The organism is Pseudomonas sp. AC169 (genome assembly GCF_979258515.1).
This window is the reverse complement of the sequence record NZ_OZ409866.1, coordinates 4,472,045-4,493,912: the sequence shown is the minus strand read 5'-3', so window position 1 is coordinate 4,493,912 and position 21,868 is coordinate 4,472,045. Positions and strand designations below refer to the sequence as shown.

The 21,868-nt window shown below is 60.2% G+C and carries 16 protein-coding genes; all 16 read right to left on the bottom strand.

What is annotated here, in order from left to right; genetic code table 11:
* Window positions 1–167: 167 nt before the first annotated feature.
* The 16 genes from ACZZ0G_RS20150 to ACZZ0G_RS20075 all read right to left on the bottom strand — a co-directional run bounded on the left by ACZZ0G_RS20150 (window position 168) and on the right by ACZZ0G_RS20075 (window position 21,803).
* Window positions 168–434, bottom strand: a complete 267-nt coding sequence (locus ACZZ0G_RS20150) for a hypothetical protein (RefSeq protein ID WP_463557289.1) — start codon at window positions 432–434, stop codon at window positions 168–170.
* The gene (locus ACZZ0G_RS20145) at window positions 431–1,720 is read right to left on the bottom strand and encodes a motility associated factor glycosyltransferase family protein (protein ID WP_463557288.1); all 1,290 of its coding nucleotides are present in this window, start codon (window positions 1,718–1,720) and stop codon (window positions 431–433) included. The genes ACZZ0G_RS20150 and ACZZ0G_RS20145 overlap by 4 nt, the downstream gene beginning before the upstream one ends.
* An 87-nt stretch (window positions 1,721–1,807) precedes the next feature.
* The gene (locus tag ACZZ0G_RS20140; protein WP_007920064.1) at window positions 1,808–2,734 is read right to left on the bottom strand and encodes a ketoacyl-ACP synthase III; all 927 of its coding nucleotides are present in this window, start codon (window positions 2,732–2,734) and stop codon (window positions 1,808–1,810) included.
* A 226-nt stretch (window positions 2,735–2,960) separates the two neighbouring features.
* Window positions 2,961–4,013: a pseudaminic acid synthase gene (gene pseI, locus ACZZ0G_RS20135; protein WP_463557287.1), complete on the bottom strand. Its 1,053-nt coding sequence runs from the start codon at window positions 4,011–4,013 to the stop codon at window positions 2,961–2,963.
* Window positions 4,006–5,511: a UDP-2,4-diacetamido-2,4,6-trideoxy-beta-L-altropyranose hydrolase gene (pseG, locus tag ACZZ0G_RS20130; protein ID WP_463557286.1), complete on the bottom strand. Its 1,506-nt coding sequence runs from the start codon at window positions 5,509–5,511 to the stop codon at window positions 4,006–4,008. The genes pseI and pseG overlap by 8 nt, the downstream gene beginning before the upstream one ends.
* On the bottom strand, window positions 5,508–6,203 hold the full coding sequence (pseF, locus tag ACZZ0G_RS20125; RefSeq protein ID WP_463557285.1) for a pseudaminic acid cytidylyltransferase: 696 nt from the start codon (window positions 6,201–6,203) through the stop codon (window positions 5,508–5,510). The genes pseG and pseF overlap by 4 nt, the downstream gene beginning before the upstream one ends.
* A gap of 6 nt (window positions 6,204–6,209) precedes the next feature.
* Window positions 6,210–7,373, bottom strand: a complete 1,164-nt coding sequence (pseC, locus tag ACZZ0G_RS20120; RefSeq protein WP_463557284.1) for a UDP-4-amino-4,6-dideoxy-N-acetyl-beta-L-altrosamine transaminase — start codon at window positions 7,371–7,373, stop codon at window positions 6,210–6,212.
* Window positions 7,370–8,371 (bottom strand): UDP-N-acetylglucosamine 4,6-dehydratase (inverting), encoded by a 1,002-nt coding sequence (gene pseB, locus ACZZ0G_RS20115; protein WP_463557283.1) that lies wholly within the window; start codon window positions 8,369–8,371, stop codon window positions 7,370–7,372. Before pseB ends, pseC begins: the two co-directional genes overlap by 4 nt.
* A 23-nt stretch (window positions 8,372–8,394) precedes the next feature.
* Entirely contained in the window at window positions 8,395–11,310 is a 2,916-nt protein-coding gene (locus ACZZ0G_RS20110; RefSeq protein WP_463557282.1) for a glycosyltransferase family 2 protein, read from the bottom strand.
* A 55-nt stretch (window positions 11,311–11,365) separates the two neighbouring features.
* Window positions 11,366–12,100: a cephalosporin hydroxylase family protein gene (locus ACZZ0G_RS20105; protein ID WP_463557281.1), complete on the bottom strand. Its 735-nt coding sequence runs from the start codon at window positions 12,098–12,100 to the stop codon at window positions 11,366–11,368.
* A gap of 66 nt (window positions 12,101–12,166) precedes the next feature.
* Window positions 12,167–13,024: an NAD-dependent epimerase/dehydratase family protein gene (locus tag ACZZ0G_RS20100; protein ID WP_463557280.1), complete on the bottom strand. Its 858-nt coding sequence runs from the start codon at window positions 13,022–13,024 to the stop codon at window positions 12,167–12,169.
* Window positions 13,021–14,247 (bottom strand): methyltransferase domain-containing protein, encoded by a 1,227-nt coding sequence (locus ACZZ0G_RS20095; RefSeq protein ID WP_463557279.1) that lies wholly within the window; start codon window positions 14,245–14,247, stop codon window positions 13,021–13,023. The genes ACZZ0G_RS20100 and ACZZ0G_RS20095 overlap by 4 nt, the downstream gene beginning before the upstream one ends.
* Window positions 14,244–14,804 (bottom strand): dTDP-4-dehydrorhamnose 3,5-epimerase family protein, encoded by a 561-nt coding sequence (locus ACZZ0G_RS20090; protein WP_093439614.1) that lies wholly within the window; start codon window positions 14,802–14,804, stop codon window positions 14,244–14,246. The genes ACZZ0G_RS20095 and ACZZ0G_RS20090 overlap by 4 nt, the downstream gene beginning before the upstream one ends.
* Window positions 14,801–15,883: a CDP-glucose 4,6-dehydratase gene (rfbG, locus tag ACZZ0G_RS20085; protein WP_322846327.1), complete on the bottom strand. Its 1,083-nt coding sequence runs from the start codon at window positions 15,881–15,883 to the stop codon at window positions 14,801–14,803. Before rfbG ends, ACZZ0G_RS20090 begins: the two co-directional genes overlap by 4 nt.
* Entirely contained in the window at window positions 15,865–16,638 is a 774-nt protein-coding gene (gene rfbF / locus ACZZ0G_RS20080; protein WP_463557278.1) for a glucose-1-phosphate cytidylyltransferase, read from the bottom strand. The genes rfbG and rfbF overlap by 19 nt, the downstream gene beginning before the upstream one ends.
* Window positions 16,639–16,916: 278 nt before the next feature.
* Window positions 16,917–21,803, bottom strand: a complete 4,887-nt coding sequence (locus ACZZ0G_RS20075) for a beta strand repeat-containing protein (RefSeq protein WP_463557277.1) — start codon at window positions 21,801–21,803, stop codon at window positions 16,917–16,919.
* Window positions 21,804–21,868: the final 65 nt, after the last annotated feature.

The following is a 21,868-nucleotide window of genomic DNA, read 5'->3' as shown; positions in this document are numbered from 1 at the left end:
AATAGTTATCGTCGGGATTGCAGGTTGCTTGAGGGCTTTTTGAAAAAAAATTGCCATCACCCGGCCACCCCCACGAAAACAAAGACTTAGCAGTACACCAGCCGCGAAAAAATGACGCCATAAAACCGACTGCTGCGCAAACCTGCGGGCCAGTGCTGTCGGCGTGTTCAGGCCGGGACGCTGTGCAGCAATTCGACCAGTTCGTACTCCATATAGTCAGCCAGTCCCAGCCAGTCCTGGCGTTCCTGGCAATCGAGCATCTGCGTGAGGACCTGTGCCCACAGCTGCTGGGTATCAGCGGGTGCGGACATCAATAACTGCTGCGCTCCCTCAAAGACATCGATCATGATCAACGCAGCCTCGACATCACGCCCCAGTCGAAACAGACCTGCACACTGACGGCATTCACCGACGCACGTTTCCATCGCCGTCATTGCACAAACTCCTGATTGAATTGCGTTCCGGCGATCAGTGCGCCCTCCCTGCTGCTGTTGAAAAACTGCACGTGCGGATGCTCAGCGATAAAGCGCTCAAGCACGCACAAATAACCACGGAAGTTCAGTTGCGTGCTGACCCGCCGGCCATTGCCGTCGCGCACCCAGTGCCGCGCCTGATTCACCCCGGGCCCCAAATCGCCATCACTCCAGCCGGCATGAGTCTTGTTCATCGGGAAGGCGAAGTCAGCGCCGAACAGGGTGATGCGGGCCGCGCCCATTTTCACTGCCAGATCCACTGCCGGGTGAATCACGCTGCCACCTACATGCAGTTCCCCGCGCGGATACTGCTCACGCAATTGCGCATACACCGGACTGGCCGAGTAGCCGCCATAGCGCTTGCCCTTCCACGCGCGCAATACCTCGGGATCGCTCATCGGCAAGTAGACCAGCGGGATATCGTCGGATGCTTCAAACGGCAGATGCCGAAAGCTGATGCGTTGATCAATGGTCACCACCAGATCCGGCACAATCCCGTGCTCAAGCAACGGCCGGTAAGCCGTGTCGACACAGATGATCAGTGGACGCTGGGCCCGAGCACGGATGGCCGCCAAACGCTCGAAATGCCCTTCAAGGGTCGGGCCGGTGCCGATCACGTAGATCTCGTGCCCGGTGCGCGTGCCAAACAGTTGCGCCACATCGTCATCGCCGAGCAGCACCGGCAAACATTCCTGCAAACGCTGTTGAATGAATGGCGACTGCGCATCGAATTCACGATTGTTGAAACTCAGATGAACTTCGTTGACCAGCCGATCGCGGATCTTCGCGTTGAAGTCATCGGCCAGCAACATTTCGGCAGGCAGCGCAAAAAACGGCGAGCAAATGTCCGAGAGGTCACCGGCGTAGAACACCTCGACGCATGGATCTTCCAGCCACTGGCGCTGATCAAGCAGTTGCAGCACTAGCGCGAACAACGCGCCGTTGAGGATGTGCACGTACAACCGTTGCAGGCCTTCGCGCTCCAGCAGCACAACTGGCAAATCCCCGAGGGCGGTGCCATAGACGTGCAACTGCGGCTTGTCGGGCAGGCTGGCGGCCTGAGTCTGCGCTTCATGGAGGCGATCGTGGCGACTGGTGAGTTGAATGCCGTTGACGCTCAGCGTCGAGCCAATTCCCTCAACGAGTTCAGCCGCTACGGACGCACTGTCTTCGGCCATCAGTCGCTCGAACAGCGCCGGCCAGCGCCGTTGCAACACCTCGGCATTGGCTTGAAAAAACTCGCTCATGGCGCCTCGCGCTCCGTTTCAGGCAAAAAAATAGCGTTCAAGGTTAACCTTGAACGCTATTTTTGTATCCGTCGTTTTTGATCGGACTCAAGGGCGATAGATGATCGCCGAGCCCCACGACAGACCTACACCGAAACCGCTGAGCGCAATGCGCTGCCAGTCGGAATCGATCACGTGTTTTTCCAGCAGTAACGGAATGCTCGACGACACGGTGTTACCGGTCTCGACCATGTCCTTGATGAATTTTTCCGGCTCGCCTTCGAAGCGCCGCGCCACGGCATCGACAATCGCCGCACTGCCCTGGTGAATGCAAAAGGCATCGATGTCATCGGCCTTCAGACCGGAATCATCCAGCAGTTCATGCAAGTGTGCAGGGACTTTAAGCAGTGCGAAGTTGAACACCTGACGACCGTTCATGAAGAACACGCCATCGGTGACTTTCAGGTGCGGCGCGCCGGAACCGTCGGTGCCGAACTTGGCCTTGCCCAGCGCCCAGGTCGGATCTTCGCCCATCCACGTGGCGGTAGCGGCGTCGCCGAACAGCATGGTGGTGTTGCGATCTTCCGGGTCAACGATTTTCGAATACGGGTCAGCGGTGATCAGCAGGCCGTTCTTCAGGCCGGCGGCTTCCATGAAGCCCTTGATCGCGTAGATGCCATAGACGTAACCGGAACAGCCCAGGGAAATATCGAACGCGGCAACGTTGGTCGGCAGACCGAGTTTGTCCTGCACGATCGCAGCGGTGTGTGGCAGGCCTTCTTCGTCACCGTTCTGGGTGACGACAATCAACGCATCAATCGATTCACGCTTCAGATCAGGGTTGCTGGCGAACAGCGCATTGGCCGCTTCCACGCACAGATCGGAAGTTTCTTGCTCAGCGTCTTTGCGCGGCAGGAATGCCGAGCCGATCTTGCCAAGGATGAATTCTTCATCCTTCTCGAATTTTGCACCTTGTGCGTAATTGTCCACGCCGGCTACAGGAACGTAGCTCGCAATGCTTTTTATGCCAATCATTACGGCTTCCCAATAAAAAACAGCCCAAGACCACCGCTCGCAAGGATTTCGAGGGGCGCCGACAAACAGAAAACGGCCGCCACAACGGGCAGCCACGGGGAGCGCAAAGGGCTATCACTGGAATCGAAAACGAGCCAGGCGCCATCTCCCCGATCAATACAATACAGTGAAGATGCGCGTTATGACTCGCAGGTCACGCTATTTTGCCGAATCGGTGCAGATCGGCTTATTCGACCAACGACCAGTCCAGCGGCGTGCCACGCTTGATTGGCGTGCGCGCGCGGCGACCGAGGACGGCGTCGGTGTGCTTGGGCGGCAGACCGAGACCCGGGCGAATGGCGCGCAGGTTGTCCCCGCTAAAGGTGTCACCGGCGGCCATATCGGCGGTGACGTACAGCGAGCGGCGATAGGCCAGCGACTTGCGCTCGGCCTCGGTTACACCGTAATGCACTTGGCCCATGGCTTGCCAGGCGCGCTCGGTTTCCAGCACCAGGCTGGCCATTTCCGCCGGTTCCAGCGAGAAACTGGCATCCACACCGCCCGCTGAACGGTCGAGGGTGAAATGCTTTTCCACCACCGTTGCCCCCAGAGCCACCGCCGCGACCGACACACCAACGCCCATCGAGTGATCCGACAGCCCCACCTCGCAACCGAACAATTCACGCAAATGCGGGATCGTGCGCACGTTGCTGTTGAGCGGTGTCGCCGGGTAGGTGCTGGTGCATTTGAGCAGCACCAGATCCTTGCAGCCGGCTTCACGCGCGGCGCGTACGGTTTCATCCAGTTCGGCGATGCTGGCCATGCCCGTGGAGATGATCAGCGGTTTGCCGGTGGCGGCCACGCGGCGAATCAACGGCAAATCGGTGTTTTCGAAACTGGCGATCTTGTAGGCCGGCACATCAAGGCTTTCGAGAAAGTCCACCGCGGTGTCATCGAACGGTGTCGAGAAGGCGAGCATGCCCAATTCTTTGGCCCGAGCGAAAATCGGCGCGTGCCATTCCCAAGGCGTGTGGGCTTTTTCATACAAGTCATAGAGCGAAGTGCCCGCCCACAGACTGGCGGGGTCCTTGATGAAGAATTCGCCTTCAGCCAGGTCCAGAGTCATGGTCTCGGCCGTATAGGTTTGCAGCTTCAAGGCATGCGCCCCGGCCTTGGCCGCCGCTTCGACGATTTGCAGGGCCACATCCAGCGACTGGTTATGGTTGCCGCTCATCTCGGCGATGATGAAGGGCGGCGCATCGGCACCGATCGAGCGGTTGCCGATCTTGAAACTAGTCATGGGGGTGATCCTTTAAAACACGGGTGAACGCACAGGCCCCTTGGGTAAACCCGGCGTCACGAAATACATTCAGTGAGGGCCGATTGTCCGGCGATACCTGAGCAGTCAGCGCCGTCACTTGCGGCCAGTGGCGGGTGACGAACGCTTCGCTCCGCGCCAGCAGCGACTTGCCCCAGCCCAGGCCGGAACGGCCCTCAAGCAGATAGATCGACACTTCAGCAGCAAATCCGCGCAGGTCGTAACGCAGAACGCCGACCGGGCCGTCATCGGCCTCGGCGATCAACAGCAAACGCTGCGGGTTGCGCAGACTGGCGGTCAGCCAGTTGAGGTGCTGCGGCCAGTCAATTTCCGCGTTGGCCTGCGACCAGCGTCGCACGGCCTCGGCATTGCGACCATCGAACAACAGTTGCGCATCCTCTTGCGTGGCGGGCCGGATAGTCAGCACCGCGCCGGATAACGCAGCGGCCACTCGCAAGGCGCCGCGACCGTCGACCAATTGCCGCGAACGCTCGGCCAGACTCTGGCGCAGATAATAATTGCCGGTGACAAAACCGATGGCATCGCGCAGTTGCTCGACACTGACCTGCTCGCGGGCGCCCATGAACACATGCGCCCCCGCTGCCGCCATCACTTCACCGTTGTTCTGCTGGTTGTTCGACACTGCAATGCAGATCGTCGGCAAGCCCAGCGCTGCGCGCTCCCAACTGGTGCCGCCGCCGGCGCCGATAAACAGATCCGCTTCAGTCATGCGCTGATGGAAATCGCTGACGAAACTGTGCAAGCGCCAGTTCGATCGCGTTTCGGCCAGTGCCTGCATCTGCACCCACGCCGGGTTGTCAGCGCCAGCGACGAAGTCCACTTGCAGTTCGGTGAAATCCGCCAGGGCCAGCATCGCGTGATGGGTTTGCATCGCCGCATCGAAGCCGCCGAAATTCACCAGCACACGTCGCGCTTTGGCTTTGATCTCGATCGGTGAGCAGTCGAATTCTTCGCGCAGCATGGCGAAGCGCGGGCCGAGCAACGTCCGGCAACCCTCGGGCAACAACGGCGCATAGTTTTCGCTGAGACCGGACAAATTCTGATTGAGCAAAAGATCGACGCTGTAGCGCCGGGTCGCCAGATCATCCACTGCAGCGATGCGATGCGCCCAGCGCCGTGCCGCAGTTTGCCAGTGATGATCGAGGCCGTAGTGATCGACGATGATCCAGTCAAACTCGGCCTGACCTTCAAGCTGCGCACCCAGCGCGTCGATGTCGGCCTGCCACGGCAGCATCGATTCGATGGCTTGCAGTGGATCTTCATAGGCGTAACGCTCAGGCAACGCGAACGTTTCAAAACCCTCGGCGTTCAATGCGTCCAGACGATGCCCTGGCAACCGCCGGCAAGCGAACGCGACATGACTGCCCTGCGCGCGCAGCACCCGCGCCAGTGTCAGGCAACGGGCAATGTGACCGCTGCCGATAGACGGCGAGGCGTCGGCGCGAATCAGCACTCTCATTGCAGTTCTCCGCCGGCCTTGAGCGCGGCGTACAAGTATTCGGCGCGTTTCCAGTCCTCAGGCGTGTCGATGTCCTGCACCAGATGCCGGGGCAGAACCACCGGCAGACTGGCTGGCGAATACACCACCTCACCGCGTAACCAGGCCTCACTGCGCCCCCAGTAAAACTGACCGGCATCCTGAAATGCCTCGGGCAGATCCTGCGAGCGGGTATTGCGGAATTCCGGATACAACGCCTTCAAGGCGCCCCGCTCGTCCAGCGTCAACGCACGCTGCACCGGAAAACCGAAACTGCACACGGAAAACGCAAATGACTTGTCGGGATGCTGCGCCAGCAACTCGATGCCCTGGCGCAAATAATACGCCTGCAGCAGAGGCGCCGTGGCGTACACACAGCAGGCGTAATCGAAGGCTGGCAGTTGCTGCAAGGCATGCACAATCACCGCCGCGGTGCCGGTGAAATCATCAGCCAGCGCCGCCGGACGCAGGAACGGCACCTGCGCCCCGTGGGCTCGCGCCACGTCAGCTATTTCGGCGTCGTCGGTACTGACCACGACCTGATCGAACAAGCCTGAATCCAGCGCCGTGCGAATTGAACGGACAATCATCGGCACGCCATCGAACGGCAAAAGATTCTTGCGCGGGAGGCGTTTGCTGCCGCCACGGGCGGGGATGATTGCAACACAGCTCACACTTGATTACTCCTCAAGAACCAGCCGACGCAATTGCTCGACCACGTAATCCTGCTGCTCATCGCTCAACAGGGGAAACAGCGGCAGACTGATCGCCTCGGTGTAGTAACGCTCAGCCTCGGGGAAGTCGCCCTCGGCAAAACCCAGGTCGCGATAGTACGGCTGCAAGTGCACGGGAATATAGTGCAGATTCACGCCGACACCGGCGGCACGCAAGCCTTCGAACACCTGACGATGGCTGAGGCCGATGCGCTCGGTCTGCAAGCGAATGACGTAAAGATGCCAGGCAGATTCTGCCTCTGGCTGAGGACTGGGCAACGTCACCGGCAGATACGTCAGCAGGCGATCATAACGCGCGGCCAACTCACGGCGGCGGGCGATAAACTCGTCGAGTTTGCCCAGTTGCGACAAACCCAACGCCGCCTGCAAATCAGTGATGCGGTAATTGAAGCCCAGCTCGGTCTGCTGGTAGTACCACGGCCCATGACTGGGCTCGGTCATTTGTTGCGGATCACGGGTCATGCCGTGGCTGCGCAGACGCAGCAGGCGCTCGGCCAGTTGGGGGCGATTGGTCAGCACCATGCCGCCTTCGGCGCTGGTGATGATTTTCACCGGGTGGAAACTGAACACGGTCATGGCGGCAAACTCGCCGCAACCGACCGGGCGCCCGGCGTAACTTGCACCGACGGCGTGCGAGGCATCCTCGATCACCGTGAAGTTGTAGCGCTCGGCCAGTTCAGCAATGCGCCGCATGTCGCAGCTCTGCCCGGAAAACGCCACCGCCACCAGCACTTTCGGCAAGGTGCCGTCCTGCTCGGCCTGATCGAGTTTCGCTTCAAGGGCGAAGGCATCGAGATTCCAGGTCAGCGGATCGATGTCGACGAAGTCGACCTCGGCGCCGCAATAGCGCCCGCAGTTGGCCGAGGCGAGAAAGGTGTTCGGCGTGGTCCACAACCGATCGCCCGGCCCCAGACCAGCAGCCAGACAAGCAATGTGCAGCGCCGCCGTGGCGTTGCACACCGCAACGGCGAAGTCTGCCTGGCAACGTTCGGCCATCGCCTGCTCGAAGCGCTCGATGGTCGGCCCTTGGGTCAGCCAGTCCGATTGCAGCACCTCGACGACGGCATCGATGTCTGCCTGATCGAGGCTCTGCCGACCATAGGGAATCATGCCGAGAGCTTCGCGTGCAGGTCGGCGATCTGCCCGACCGAGAGAAAGTGCGGATTGGTGTCGGAGCGATATTCGAAATCTTCGCTCACGGCACGCCCCTGCTCGCCAAGCTTGTCGATGGCAAAATCGACATCGACGCTGGTGAAGCGGATCGACGGCTGGATGGTGTAGTGATCCTCGAACTCAAGGGTCATGCGCGCGTCGTCCAGCGGCACCATCAATTCATGCAGCTTCTCGCCGGGACGAATGCCAACGTTCTTGTGCGGCAGATGCTCAGCCATGCCGCGCGCCAGATCGACAACGCGGATCGACGGGATCTTCGGCACGAACACTTCGCCACCGTGCATGCGCGCGAAGCTGTCGAGGACGAATTGCACGCCGTGGTCGAGGGTGATCCAGAACCGCGTCATGCGCTCATCGGTGATCGGTAACTCCTGCGCACCGTCAGCGATCAGCTTGCTGAAGAACGGCACCACCGAACCCCGGGAACCGGCCACGTTGCCATAGCGCACTACGGCGAAACGGGTTTCCTGCTCGCCGGCAATGTTGTTGGCGGCGACGAACAATTTGTCCGAGAGCAACTTGGTCGCGCCGTACAGGTTGATCGGGCTGGCCGCCTTGTCGGTGGACAACGCCACGACTTTTTTCACGCCGTTATCGATGGCGGCGGCAATGATGTTCTCCGCGCCATTGACGTTGGTGCGAATGCATTCGGTCGGGTTGTATTCCGCCGCCGGCACTTGTTTCAACGCGGCGGCATGCACCACGTAGTCGATACCGCGCATGGCCTGACGCAGACGGTCAGCGTCACGCACGTCACCGATGAAATAACGCATGCACGGTGCGTTGAACGTCTGCTGCATTTCGTACTGTTTCAGTTCATCACGGGAGAACACCACCACGCGCTTGGGCTGGTATTGCTCCAGCAGACGGGCGATGAACTTGCGCCCGAACGAGCCGGTGCCGCCGGAGATGAAAATCGATTTACCGTTGAACATAGGTTGATTCCTGTCCGGCACGCTTAGGCGAGCAACTGTGCCCAATTGATCGAGCGGTTTTCGCCCAGGGTAAAACCTTTGCCGGTCAGGGCCAGGTTGGCGTTGTAAGCCGGATCCTGCGCGAAGGCATCACTCCATTTCTCACGCAGTGCCGCCAGTGCTTGCGGCGCCTGCGGCAGCTCGCCGGTATGCAGCAACTGCACCGAAGGTGTCCAGACAGTGAGCAAACCGTTCTGACCGGCTTTGAGGCACAAATCGACATCGCTGAACCCGTCAGCAAACGTCACTTCGTCCAGACCGCCGAGAGCATTGAACAGCTCTTTGCCCACCATCAGGCAGACCTTCGACACAGCCGAGTAATTCTGCTCGACGGCCAAACGCTGCATGTAGCCCCCGGCCGCGTGTTTTTCGCCGATGAACGCCGAACCCACACCATCGTTCAGACCCAGAATCAAACCAGCCTGGGAGATCTTGCCATCGCGATCGACCAGTTTGGCACCGACGATGCCCACTTCCGGACGTTGGGCCTGGTTGAGCAACGAGTCGATCCAGTTCGGGTTGACGACTTCGCTGTCAGCGGCCAGCAACACCAGATACTCGCCTCGCGCCTGCTCGCTGGCGGCGTTATACAACGCCACTTCACCGAGCGTTTGATCGGCACGCAAGATATTGACGCGGGGGTTGCGCAACTGACCCAGCCAGTCGTTGACCGCCGCCGACTGATTCGGGTTAGCCGCCACCAGCAGTTCATAACGGCTGTAGCGGGTTCTGAGCAGCACACCCTCCACGCAACGGCGCAGCGCTGGCAGGTCATCACTGGCCGGCACAATGATCGACACCATTGGCAGTTCGGTATGACGATAATCGACCTGCCAGGTGCCTGGCAGCGACGAAGTGACCTTGGCGTTGTAGCCGCGATTACCCAAATGACGCAGCAACGCCAGGCGCTCGTGGGCATTCTCTTGCAGCGCAGCGGCCTGAGTGATCAGCAGCGGCTCGTCGAGGTGCGCCAGACCGCCGAGACCGCCCTGCTCAATCAGGCGCAACAACAGGTCAAACTCCAGCGCCTTGCTGAAGTCGGCCTGATAACCGCCCGCTTCAAGGAAAACGTCCCGTCGAATCAGCCAGTGGCGCGCCATCAGCGATGGAACGCTTTGCAGCAAATCGAGGTTGAAACCCGGGCGGAACACATCCACCAGCGCACCGTCTTCAGTGCGCTGGATTTCATCGGTGGCGACCGCGCGAAGATCCGTGGCTGACATCAACTCCAGGCCAGCGCGCAACAGGCCACCGGCGGTAAATTCATCGCCCACGTTGGCCAGCAGCAACCAGTCGCTTGGAGACTGCGCGGCGCTCAGGTTGAGTTTGTCGATGAAGTTGCCCGGCGTGACCCGGACAAAGTGCAGGGTATTTTGCGCGGTGGTCGCAGACTGCGGCTCGCCCGTGGTGAAAACCACGATCTTGAAGGCTTTGCTGTGCCCTTCGACGAGGCTGTCGAGGGTGACCTGCAGCTTGTCGACGTCGTTGTCCAGATCCAGCAGGAAAATGCCGAATTGTGGTCCGCCATTGTTCGCCGCCAGATGCGCAGCAATCAAACTGACCTGCTCAGCATCCGGCTTGCGGGCTGCCATCCATTCGAGCAAACGGCCTGAACGCATCTTGTTGAAGACCGGGTAGTGATCGACGTTAGACACGGCTTCAAGACCGGCCTCCCAATCAGCCATTTCCTGCGCTTGATCCTCTTCGCCGAGGACCTGCAGGTGCTCGGCCAGGCGCTTGACCACGCGACGGTTGAACGCGTTGGTGTCATGGGCCTGCCACAAACGGTCGAGGACACTTTCCGCCGTATCGTTATTGCGCGACTGCAGCAGGTACTCCTGCCGAGTCCAGATGCCTTCGAGCTTTTCCAGTTGAATACGCCCGGCCGGCATCGCGTGCAGCAGAAACTCGAACTGGGTCAGCAAGTCAAAAAAGCGCTGGTTGTAGAACGGCATCTCGACGTATTGCCGTGGCCCGAATTTGCGCACAGGCGCATTGGTCAGGGGGTTCCAGGTCGACTCGAAAATCACCTCGGCCGTCAACGCCCGCCCGGTGACCAGGCTGTCGGTCATGGCCGCGAAGCTTTCCAGGGCAAACGCCTTGCGCTGCGCCTGGTCGAGATCGTTGATCCCTGTCGGCAGCGACGCGAGGAATTCGGCGAAGGCTTCACGCTCGGCTACCGACTTGGAATCGGTGTACGACAGCGCGTGATACACCTCGGTGTTGTGGTCGGAGAAACCGACGTTGATCTCACGCACGACATAAGGAATCGGCAGGATCCGCGCCTTGGCGTTCGCCAGCAGGAAATAGGAGTGACCGATCTCCTGCCATTCGAAACTGGTGCCCGCCGGCAATGCCGCGTACCAGTCCTGAATGATCGAGGTACGGCATACGCCATAGAACGGCGGCACGTACTGGTGCATGAAATCGAGGACCCGATCCTCGGCGCGCTCTGAGGCGTAGTCTTCGCAGATTTTCTTGTCGCGGCGGTAGTAGGTGACGCTGCCTGCCAGCGCCAGGTACATCAGGCAATAGCCGTGGCACAAACCATAGTCGCGGTTCGCTTCCAGGAAGTTGACCGATTCAGCCAGCGACTCGTGCAGGATGAAGTCGTCGTCGGCGGCGAACACCATATAAGGCGTGGTCAGCTGCGCAACGCCGTAGGTCAGTTTGGCCTGCATGCCCCAGTAGGCGAATTGCGGCAGGTGCTGATAATCGACCGCCGAAAAATCACCTTCCGGGCGCTCGGGAGAAGAGTCCAGCACCAGGACTTTGCAAGGCAGAGTGCTGTAATACTGCAGCGCTCGACGCAGAAACGCCGGGCGGTTGTGGGTGATCAGTACCACCGTCAGCAACTCGCTCAATGGCAGCTTTTGTTCAGAAACAGACTTGCCTTGCATAACTTCTCCCACGACCGGCGAAACCGCCCGAAAAACGCTTTGATGATGGAACTGATTAACGAACCCGACGCAGATAACCGTCCGACGCAACGGTGATCAGCAGCTTGTCTTGCATCGCCTGATCGATCTCGAAATCGTCGTTCTCTTTGAGGTACGCCCAGACGGCGGTTTTCGGGTTGTCGCCCGGGCCCCATGGCCGATCCGGGAAGGCATCGGCGGGCATGTCTTCGACCACCGTATCCATGACCACGCAATAGCTGTCGAGCGACACCAGTGGTGCGTAAAAACGCAACTCTTCAAGGACATGCTCGTGGGTGTGATTGGAATCGAGTACGACGATGACTTTCTTGCCGGCGGCCGCCTGACGCACCTGCTCGACCACCGCCGGATCGAGGCTCGAACCTTCGATCATGCTGATGCGCTTGATCATCGGGTGGCTTTCGATGGCCTCGCGATTGTGCGCACGGATATCGCGATCAATGCCCAGCACTTCGCCGTGCCCCTGCAACTCCAGCAGCGAGGCGTAGTAAATGATCGAACCGCCATGGGCGATACCGCATTCGATCACCAGATCCGGCTTGATCCGCCAGATCAGTTCCTGCATCGCCATCATGTCTTGCGGCAATTGAATGATCGGACGGCCCATCCATGAGAAGTGATAGGTGTATTTATGCTTGGCCGACTGGTTGTAGAACTCCTGGGCCAGCGCCTTCAAATCCTTGTCCTGGCCCTGGGCAGTCACTTCGGCCTGGCACTCCGCCTCGAAGGCTTTGATTACGTTATCGCTCATTGTCCGGTCTCGCTGAAAAGTCATTTGATAATCACGCTGCCAAAAAGGCATTCGCTTGCAGGCGCATCAGTCGATGCGTTGCGCCTCGAGTAACTGTTGTAATCGGTCGACCACGGCCCAGAACGCCAGGGGTTCATGTGTCGGATAGGGGTAATGCCCCAAATTCAAATTGATCGAAGCGCCGCGCTCGCGCAGGCGTTGCTCGACCAGTGCTCTTACCGAAACCGGCTGACCGCTGGCGCAATTGATCACGCCGTTGAAGTCGTGGTTGTGCAGGATCGCAGCGAGGTAACCGGCAGCACGTTCAATGGCCAGAAAATCGCGCAATTGCTCGCCGGCCGACATGTTGAACGTGGGCTCACCGGCATCGATTGCGCGATCCAGTGCCGCCAACAGACTGTTGGGGTTTTGCCCTTCGCCATGCAGATAAAACAGGCGCGCCCACTGCAAGGTGAACGGTTGTTCCTGCTGCAGATTCTGCAAGAACAGGTGCAGTGTGTGTTTGGCCAGACCGTAAGGATTGCTCGGCTTTGGCTCGGTGCTTTCGCTGAGCGGCCCGCTTTGCATGCCGTATTCAAAACAGGTGCCGGTGACCAGAACCTGCTGCACGCCCGCCTCGACTGCGCTTTTGATAAAGCGGTAATCGGCCATCAGGTTGTGTTCGAAATGGAACAGCGCCCGATAGTTCGGCAAGCCTGGCCAGGCCAGATGCGCCAGCGCATCGATGCCTTCGACCAACGCAGCGACATCGAGATCGGCGGCGTGAATATCCGCGCTCACAAACTCGACGTCGTTGATCCACGGCATGCCTTGCGCCGTTTCCGCGTTGCGCGCCACGGCGCGGATTTCACAACCACGCGCCAGCAATGCGGCAACCAGATGCCGGCCGACAAAGCCCGTGGCTCCGGTGACCAGAACCTTCACAGCACTTTCAACTCAGGCACGGCAATCACAAAGCGCCCGTCCCACTGACGCACTTGCGTCAGTTGCTGACTGACTTCGTGCAGCAGGTTCCATGGCAGCACCAGCACGTAATCCGGTTTTTCGATGTCGATCTGCGCCGGCGCAACAATCGGAATCCGACTGCCCGGCAAAAACTTACCCTGCTTGTGCGGGTTGGCATCGGCCACCCAGGCGAGCAGGTCCGGTTTGACCCCGGCGTAGTTGAGCAAAGTATTGCCCTTGGCCGCCGCGCCGTAACCGACCACACGTTTGCCGTCGGCCTTGGCCTGCAAGAGGAAGCGCAGCAGTTCATGCTTGATGCGTTCAGCGGCGGGCGCGAGGGTCGCGTAGTACTCGGCGGTTTTCACCCCGGCATCGAGTTCGGCTTGCAACTGTTGTTGCACCGCCGCTTGCACCGCGCGGCGCTCGCCATCCTTGCGCTGGACGAATACGCGCAACGAACCGCCATGGGTGGCCAGTTGGCTGACGTCGAACACTTCCAGACCATTGCGCTCGCACAGGGTCTGCACGGCGGTCAGCGACAAGTACGAATAGTGTTCGTGATACAGCGTGTCGAACTGCGCGCCGGCTATCAGTGTCAGCAGTTGCGGAAATTCGAAAGTGGCCACGCCGGTAGGCTTGAGCAGCGTTGCGAAGCCGCCGAGGAAATCATTGATGTCCGGCACATGCGCGAGCACGTTGTTGGCCGCCATCAGGTCAGCGCCCCAGCCTTCGCTTTTCAATTGCGCAGCAGTGTTGCGACCGAAAAACAGTTCGCGGATTTCCAGACCTTTCTCGCGTGCGGCTTGCGCGGTGCTGCGCGTCGGCTCGACGCCCAGGCACGGAATGCCGCGACCGGCGACGTATTGCAGCAGGTAACCATCGTTGGCGGCGACCTCGACCACGCGGCTATCGGCGCTCAGGCCGAAGCGCTCGACCATGTCGGCGACATAGCGCTCGGCATGGGCCAGCCAGGTGCTGGAGAACGAACTGAAGTAGGCGTACTCGGCGTCGAACAAGCTGTCGGCACTGGTGTAATCCTCGGTCTGCACCAGCCAGCATTGCTGGCACACCGCGACCTTCAGCGGCACCCACTGCTCGGCCTGCTCAAGGCGATCGGCGTGGACGTAGGCGTTGGACGGCGGCGAGGTGCCGAGGTCGATCAGCGGCAGGCTCAGCGGTGCGGCGCACCCACGGCAGTTCATAGACGCACTCCAGCGAAGTGTTGATCGAGCGCGGGATGGCTGGAATCACGCGCTGACAAATTATTGACAGGCAACGGCCAGGCAATCGCCAGCCGTGGATCGTTCACCGACAGACCGCCCTCGTGCTCCGGCGCGTAATCGGCGCTGTGCAGGTAGAGCAATTCGGCGTCTTCGGTCAGGGTCTGGAAACCGTGGGCGAACCCGGCCGGAATCAACAGGCTGCGACCGTCACCGGCTTTCAGGTGCTCGGCGTGCCAGTGCAGAAACGTTTCCGAGTCGGGACGCAGATCCACTGCCACGTCCCACACTTCACCGCGCAGGCAGGTGATCAGTTTGGCTTCAGGGGCGTTGGCATTCTGATAATGCAAACCACGCACACTGCCCTTCTCGCGGGTGCAGGAGTGGTTGATCTGGCGGATATGGAATTCACTGCCGAACGCACTCAGGCTGCCTTCGCAGAACAGCCGGGCGAAGTGCCCGCGCTGATCTTCGAAGCGCTTGTGCTGGACGCTGAACAGTCCGGCCAGCGGCAACGCTTTCAGAGAAAACTCACTCACAGCGCGCCTCGGTACAGGTTCAATTGGCCGAGGGTGACGCTGCGCATGTCATCGCCGTTCTGCCACGCCAGGTGCCAGTCGAGGGTCTGGGTCAGGCAGGCTTGCAAGGTCCAGCGTGGCTGCCAGCCAAGCACTTGCCGCGCGCGACTGCTGTCCAGACGCAGCAGGCCGGCCTCGTGCAATTCACTTTTTTCGATGCGCAGCCCGCGCGCCTGTGGCCAGCGACTGGCAAGCAATTCGACCACTTCGCCGACGCTGCACATGTCCGCCTCGCCCGGGCCGAAGTTCCACGCCCCGGCGTATTCCGGGCCTTGTTCGTAGAGGCCGGCGGCCAGTTGCAGGTAACCGGCCAGCGGCTCCAGCGCGTGCTGCCACGGGCGCACGGCTTGCGGGTAACGCAGGGTCACCGGCTCGTCGGCGGTCCACGCTTTGAGTACGTCGGGAATCAGTCGCTCAGGGGCAAAATCGCCGCCGCCGAGGACGTTGCCAGCACGCGCGGTGGCCAGAGCCAGGCCGTGTTCGGCGTACTTGTCCGCCGGGAAAAATGACGCGGCATAAGACTGTGCGAGCAGTTCACAGCAAGCCTTGCTGCTGCTGTACGGATCGTGGCCACCAAGGGCTTCGTCTTCGCGGTAGGGCCATAGCCATTCCTTGTTGGCGTAGACCTTGTCGGTGGTCACTAGCACACAGGCGCGCACGCAACCGACCTGACGAATCGCCTCGAGCAGGTTCAGCGTGCCCATGACGTTGCTGGAATAAGTGCCGAGTGGGTCGCGATAGCCTTCGCGCACCAGCGGCTGAGCGGCCAGGTGCAGAACGATTTCCGGCTCGGTGTCGGCGATGATTTCCAGCAGAGCGCCAAGATCACGCAGATCACCGCGCTGATCGTTGATGCCTTCGTGCACGCGCGCCAACTCGAACAGGCTCGGTTCAGTCGACGGATCGAGGGAAAAACCGCTGACTTGCGCACCGAGGCTTTGCAGCCACAGGGTCAGCCAACTGCCTTTGAAACCGGTGTGTCCGGTGACGAGGACGCGCTTGCCGCGCCAGAAATCCGCACTCAGGCCCATTGCTTCCATGGGGCCTCCCCGCTCTGCCACAGGGCTTCGAGATGGTTCTTGTCGCGCAGGGTGTCCATGGGCTGCCAGAAGCCGTCGTGCTCAAAGGCGTGCAACTGCTCTTCGCTGGCCAAACGCGCCAGTGGCTCCGCTTCCCAAGTGGTTTCATCGCCATCGATGTACGACAGGATTTTGGGTGACAGCACGAAGAAACCACCGTTGATCCAGCCGCCATCACCACGAGGCTTTTCAGTAAAACCGAGGACCTGATCGCCATGGCGTTGCAGGGCACCGTAACGGCCTGGCGGTTGAACGGCAGTGACTGTCGCCAGACGACCGTGAGATTGATGGAATTTCACCAGATCACCGATGTTCAGGTCGGACACGCCGTCGCCATAGGTGAAGCAGAACGCCTCTTCATCTTTCAGGTAGCGGCTGGCACGCAGCAGACGGCCACCGGTCATGGTTTCTTCGCCGGTGTCGATCAGGGTAACGCTCCACGGCTCGCTGTAATTCTGGTGCACGTCCATACGGTTTTCGCGCATGTTGAAGGTGACGTCGGAGGTGTGCAGGAAGTAGTTGGCGAAGAAGTCCTTGATCGCATAACCCTTGTAGCCGAGGCAGATCACGAAGTCATGGATCCCGTGGGCGGAATACTGCTTCATGATGTGCCAGAGAATTGGCTTGCCGCCGATCTCGATCATCGGCTTGGGCTTGAGGTGCGACTCTTCACTGATGCGAGTGCCGAGGCCACCCGCCAAAATTACTGCCTTCATCGTCTCCCCTCTTGTTCGTCACCGGCTGCGCGCAGCTTTCTTGAGCTTTGCGGGCCATCTGGCTCAACCTTTCGCCGGTCCGGGCGCCGGCGGGATGACCGCTAGCGCTCGTTTTATGGCGATTTACCGGGGACTTGCAGGAAACGCGCCAGCTCGATGAGCCAATCGGCGGGCACAAAAAAGGGGCTGATCCAGTTCTTGCAAACCAGGTCAGCCCCCCGAAACGTCAAACGAAGCCTTCACGTTTCTTGCAGGCGCGAAAGTGCCTGATTCAACGATTAGCCGAACATGTTGAACGCATCATTGCTGGTTGGCAGGCCGATGTACTGGCCGTCAGCCGTCTTGATGACATCCATAGTGGCGGAACCGGCGAACCAGTCCTTCAGACGCACGCCTTCATCGGGAGTCTGACCGTCGAAAACACTGTATTTATGCAGGTAAAGGTCATTGCCGACGCGATCAAACAGCAGTTGCTGAGCGTTGATGTTTGTCAGGACCAACGTGTCGCCTTGACTGACACCATCATCCTGAATGGTCACCAATTTCCCGCTGGTGACGGTGTAGGTGTCATCACCTTCGCCGCCAAACGCCGAACCGGCGTTCTGCAGAATCAGCTTGTCAGCGCCGGCCCCGCCGAACAGCGAGAAACCGCTACCGGTACCGGTCAGCACATCGTTGCCTTCGCCACCGTCGGCCATGCCGTGCACCATGGTAATGGTGTCATTGCCGGCTTCACCAAAGGCCTGGGTGCCCCGGTCATCGGGCGCGCCAACGATGGTGTCGTCGCCATTGCCGCCATACAGCAGGTCAGCCTGCGGCCCACCCGCTGCAACATTAACGGCGAACGGCCCGAGCTGGGTGTACACGCTGCCATAGATGACATCGTTGCCATCCCCGCCATAAATGACGTCGTTACCCAGACCACCCTCCAGACTATTGGCGGCTGCGTTGCCGGTCAGCGTGTCATTGAAGCTCGTCCCGATCAGACTCTCGACATTGATGAATACATCACCTTCGGCATCGCCACCCTGACTGACGCCGGTCTGCAGATTGATCGTCACGGCGGTGGCGTTGTTGGCGTACCAGACCGTGTCGATGCCTTCACGGCCGTCGAACACATCGGCACCAGCGCCGCCAACAAAGTTGTCGTTGGCAGTCGAGCCCAGGAACGTGTCGGCGAAATTGCTGCCCTGGAAGATCTCGATCCCGGCAAAAGTGTCTCCCGCGGCATCACCGGCGTTGACATTGGTCTTCAGGTCGATGGTCACTGCGCCGTCCGAAGACTCATAGCTGACCATATCGATACCGGTACCGCCATTGAGTGCCAGTGCGGCGGAACTGCCGACAAAGATATCGTTGAACCTGGAACCCGTGATCGCTTCGATGCTGTCGTAGGTGTCGCCCATCGCGATGCCGCTGCTGACGCCGGTTTTCAGGTTGATGCTGACGCCCACAATGCTTTCGTCATAGGAAACCGTGTCCATGCCCGCGCCGCCGAAGAACTGGTCGGCACCGCCACCGCCAAACAGCACATCGTTACCGATACCACCCGTGATGATGTTGTCGCCGGCATTGCCATAACCGGTAAATGCGACCGTCCCGGTGTAAGTCAGGCGTTCGACGTTAGCCGCCAGGGTGTGTTCTTTGTAGCTGACCCGCACTTCATCATTGCCGCCACCGGCTTGCTCGATGACCGTCACACTGCCGCCGTTGACGAAGTAGACGTCATCACCGGCACCGCCTTCGAAGGTCACGGTACTCAGGGGAGCGGCGGTGAAGCTATCGTTGAAGGCCGAGCCGATGACTTTTTCGATGGCGGCCAGGGTATCGCCCTCGGCGTCGCCACCAGTGCCTGCCAGACCGATACCCGGGCGGACATCAATGTTGATGGCAGCGTCGGAAGTCGAGTAATCGACCGTGTCGGTGCCAGTCCCGCCGTCGAACGCAAATGCCCGGCCATCGGCGATGAAGGTGTCGTTGAAGTTCGAACCACGGATTGCTTCGATGCTGTCGTAGGTATCGCCCGCACCGATTCCGGAATTGACGCCGGTTTTCAGGTTGAGCGTGACGCCCACGGTGCTGTCGGTGTACGCCACGGTATCCATGCCGGCACCGCCGAAGAACTGGTCGGCACCGCCACCACCCAGCAATGTGTCATTGCCGTTGCCGCCAGTGATGATGTTGTCGCTGGCATTGCCGTAGCCGGTGAAGGATTCGGCTCCAACGTAGGTCAAACGCTCAACGTTGGCGGCCAGCTTATGTTCCTTGTAGCTGACCCGCACTTCGTCGTTGCCGCCACCGGTTTGCTCGATGACCGTCACACTGCCGCCGTTGACGAAGTAGACGTCATCACCGGCACCGCCTTCGAAGGTCACGGTACTCACGGGAGCGGCGGTGAAGGTGTCGTTGAAAGCCGAACCGATGACTTTTTCAATGGCGGCCAGGGTATCGCCCTCGGCGTCGCCACCGCTGCCTGCCAGACCGATACCCGGACGGACATCAACGTTGATGGCAGCGTCGGAGGTCGAGTAATCGACCGTGTCGGTGCCAGTCCCGCCGTCGAACGCAAATGCCCGGCCATCGGCGATGAAGGTGTCGTTGAAGTTCGAACCACGGATCGCTTCGATGCTGTCGTAGGTGTCACCCGCGCCGATTCCGGAATTGACGCCGGTTTTCAGGTTGATATTCATGCCCACGGTGCTGTCGGTGTACGCCACGGTATCCATGCCGGCACCGCCGAAGAACTGGTCGGCACCGCCACCACCCAGCAATGTGTCATTGCCGTTGCCGCCGGTGATGATGTTGTCGCTGGCATTGCCGTAGCCGGTGAAGGATTCGGCTCCAACGTAGGTCAAACGCTCAACGTTGGCGGCCAGCTTATGTTCCTTGTAGCTGACCCGCACCTCATCATTGCCGCCACCGGTTTGCTCGATGACCGTCACACTGCCGCCGTTGACGAAGTAGACGTCATCACCGGCACCGCCCTCGAAGGTCACGGTACTCACGGGAGCGGCGGTGAAGGTGTCGTTGAAAGCCGAGCCGATGACTTTTTCAATGGCGGCCAGGGTATCGCCCTCGGCGTCGCCACCGCTGCCTGCCAGACCGATACCCGGACGGACATCGACGTTGATGGCAGCGTCGGAGGTCGAGTAATCCACCGTGTCGGTGCCAGTCCCGCCGTCGAACGCAAATGCCCGGCCATCGGCGATGAAGGTGTCGTTGTACTTCGAGCCGGTAATCGCTTCGATGCTGTTGTAGGTATCGCCCGCACCGATTCCGGAATTGACGCCGGTTTTCAGGTTGAGCGTGACGCCCACGGTACTGTCGTCATAGGACACAGTGTCCATGCCCGCACCGCCGAAGAACTGGTCAGCACCGCCACCACCCAACAGCGTGTCATTGCCGTTGCCGCCAGTGATGATGTTGTCGCTGGCATTGCCCTTACCGGTAAAAGTCTCGGTACCCACGTAAGTCAGGCGTTCGACGTTAGCCGCCAGGGTGTGTTCTTTGTAGCTGACCCGCACTTCATCATTGCCGCCACCGGCTTGCTCGATGACCGTCACACTGCCGCCGTTGACGAAGTAGACGTCATCACCGGCACCGCCCTCGAAGGTCACGGTACTCAGGGGAGCTGCGGTGAAGCTGTCGTTGAAGGCCGAGCCGATGACTTTTTCGATCGCGGCCAGGGTATCGCCCTCGGCGTCGCCACCGCTGCCTGCCAGACCGATACCCGGACGGACATCGACGTTGATGGCTTCGGCAGAGGCCGAGTAATCGACCGTGTCGGTGCCAGTCCCGCCGTCGAACGCGAATACCCGACCATCGGCGATGAAGGTGTCGTTGTACTTCGAGCCGGTAATCGCTTCGATGCTGTTGTAGGTATCGCCCGCACCGATTCCGGAATTGACGCCGGTTTTCAGGTTGAGCGTGACGCCCACGGTACTGTCGTCATAGGACACAGTGTCCATGCCCGCACCGCCGAAGAACTGGTCGGCACCGCCACCACCCAACAGCGTGTCATTGCCGTTGCCGCCAGTGATGATGTTGTCGCTGGCATTGCCCTTACCGGTAAAAGTCTCGGTACCCACGTAAGTCAGGCGCTCGACGTTGGCCGCCAGGGTGTGTTCCTTGTAGCTGACCCGCACTTCATCGTTGCCGCCACCGGTTTGCTCGATGACCGTCACACTGCCGCCGTTGACGAAGTAAACGTCATCACCGGCACCGCCCTCGAAGGTTACGGTGCTGAGGGGAGCGGCGGTGAAGGTGTCGTTGAAGGCCGAACCGATGACTTTTTCGATGGCGGCCAGGGTATCGCCCTGCGCATCGCCACCAGTGCCTGCCAGACCGATACCCGGACGGACATCAACGTTGATGGCAGCGTCGGAAGTCGAGTAATCGACCGTGTCGGTGCCCGTGCCGCCGTCGAACGCAAATGCCCGGCCATCGGCGATGAAGGTGTCGTTGTACTTCGAGCCGGTAATCGCTTCGATGCTGTTGTAGGTATCGCCCGCACCGATTCCGGAATTGACGCCGGTTTTCAGGTTGAGCGTGACGCCCACGGTACTGTCGTCATAGGACACAGTGTCCATGCCCGCGCCGCCGAAGAACTGGTCAGCACCGCCACCACCCAACAGCGTGTCATTGCCGTTGCCGCCAGTGATGATGTTGTCGCTGGCATTGCCCTTACCGGTAAAAGTCTCGGTACCCACGTAAGTCAGGCGTTCGACGTTAGCCGCCAGGGTGTGTTCCTTGTAGCTGACCCGCACTTCATCGTTGCCGCCACCGGCTTGCTCGATGACCGTCACACTGCCACCGTTAACGAAGTAGACGTCATCACCGGCACCGCCCTCGAAGGTCACGGTACTCAGGGGAGCTGCGGTGAAGCTGTCGTTGAAGGCCGAACCGATGACTTTTTCGATGGCGGCCAGGGTATCGCCCTCGGCATCGCCACCGCTGCCTGCCAGACCGATACCCGGACGGACATCGACGTTGATGGCTTCGGCAGAGGCCGAGTAATCGACCGTGTCAGAACCTGCACCACCATCAATCTTGTCCGCACCGGCACTGCCCTTGATCAGATCATTGCCAGCCAGACCATTGATCTCATCATCACCACTGGTACCGATCAGCGTATCCGCGCCGCTTGTCCCGTTGATAACTGCCATTACTTCTTCCTTGCCTTGTTAAGAACCGGTACCGGCTCGCGCAGCGATTACACGTCATCGCGGCG

What these genes read in the sequence shown, in the direction of transcription:
- pseG (WP_463557286.1), bottom strand. Translation starts at nt 5,511, where the DNA reads ATGAGAGTGCTGATTCGCGCCGACGCCTCGCCGTCTATCGGCAGCGGT.
- pseC (WP_463557284.1), bottom strand. Translation starts at nt 7,373, where the DNA reads ATGATTCCCTATGGTCGGCAGAGCCTCGATCAGGCAGACATCGATGCC.
- ACZZ0G_RS20110 (WP_463557282.1), bottom strand. Translation starts at nt 11,310, where the DNA reads ATGCAAGGCAAGTCTGTTTCTGAACAAAAGCTGCCATTGAGCGAGTTG.
- ACZZ0G_RS20140 (WP_007920064.1), bottom strand. Translation starts at nt 2,734, where the DNA reads ATGATTGGCATAAAAAGCATTGCGAGCTACGTTCCTGTAGCCGGCGTG.
- pseB (WP_463557283.1), bottom strand. Translation starts at nt 8,371, where the DNA reads ATGTTCAACGGTAAATCGATTTTCATCTCCGGCGGCACCGGCTCGTTC.
- ACZZ0G_RS20105 (WP_463557281.1), bottom strand. Translation starts at nt 12,100, where the DNA reads ATGAGCGATAACGTAATCAAAGCCTTCGAGGCGGAGTGCCAGGCCGAA.
- ACZZ0G_RS20150 (WP_463557289.1), bottom strand. Translation starts at nt 434, where the DNA reads ATGACGGCGATGGAAACGTGCGTCGGTGAATGCCGTCAGTGTGCAGGT.
- rfbF (WP_463557278.1), bottom strand. Translation starts at nt 16,638, where the DNA reads ATGAAGGCAGTAATTTTGGCGGGTGGCCTCGGCACTCGCATCAGTGAA.
- ACZZ0G_RS20095 (WP_463557279.1), bottom strand. Translation starts at nt 14,247, where the DNA reads ATGAACTGCCGTGGGTGCGCCGCACCGCTGAGCCTGCCGCTGATCGAC.
- ACZZ0G_RS20145 (WP_463557288.1), bottom strand. Translation starts at nt 1,720, where the DNA reads ATGAGCGAGTTTTTTCAAGCCAATGCCGAGGTGTTGCAACGGCGCTGG.
- pseI (WP_463557287.1), bottom strand. Translation starts at nt 4,013, where the DNA reads ATGACTAGTTTCAAGATCGGCAACCGCTCGATCGGTGCCGATGCGCCG.
- ACZZ0G_RS20075 (WP_463557277.1), bottom strand. Translation starts at nt 21,803, where the DNA reads ATGGCAGTTATCAACGGGACAAGCGGCGCGGATACGCTGATCGGTACC.
- rfbG (WP_322846327.1), bottom strand. Translation starts at nt 15,883, where the DNA reads ATGGAAGCAATGGGCCTGAGTGCGGATTTCTGGCGCGGCAAGCGCGTC.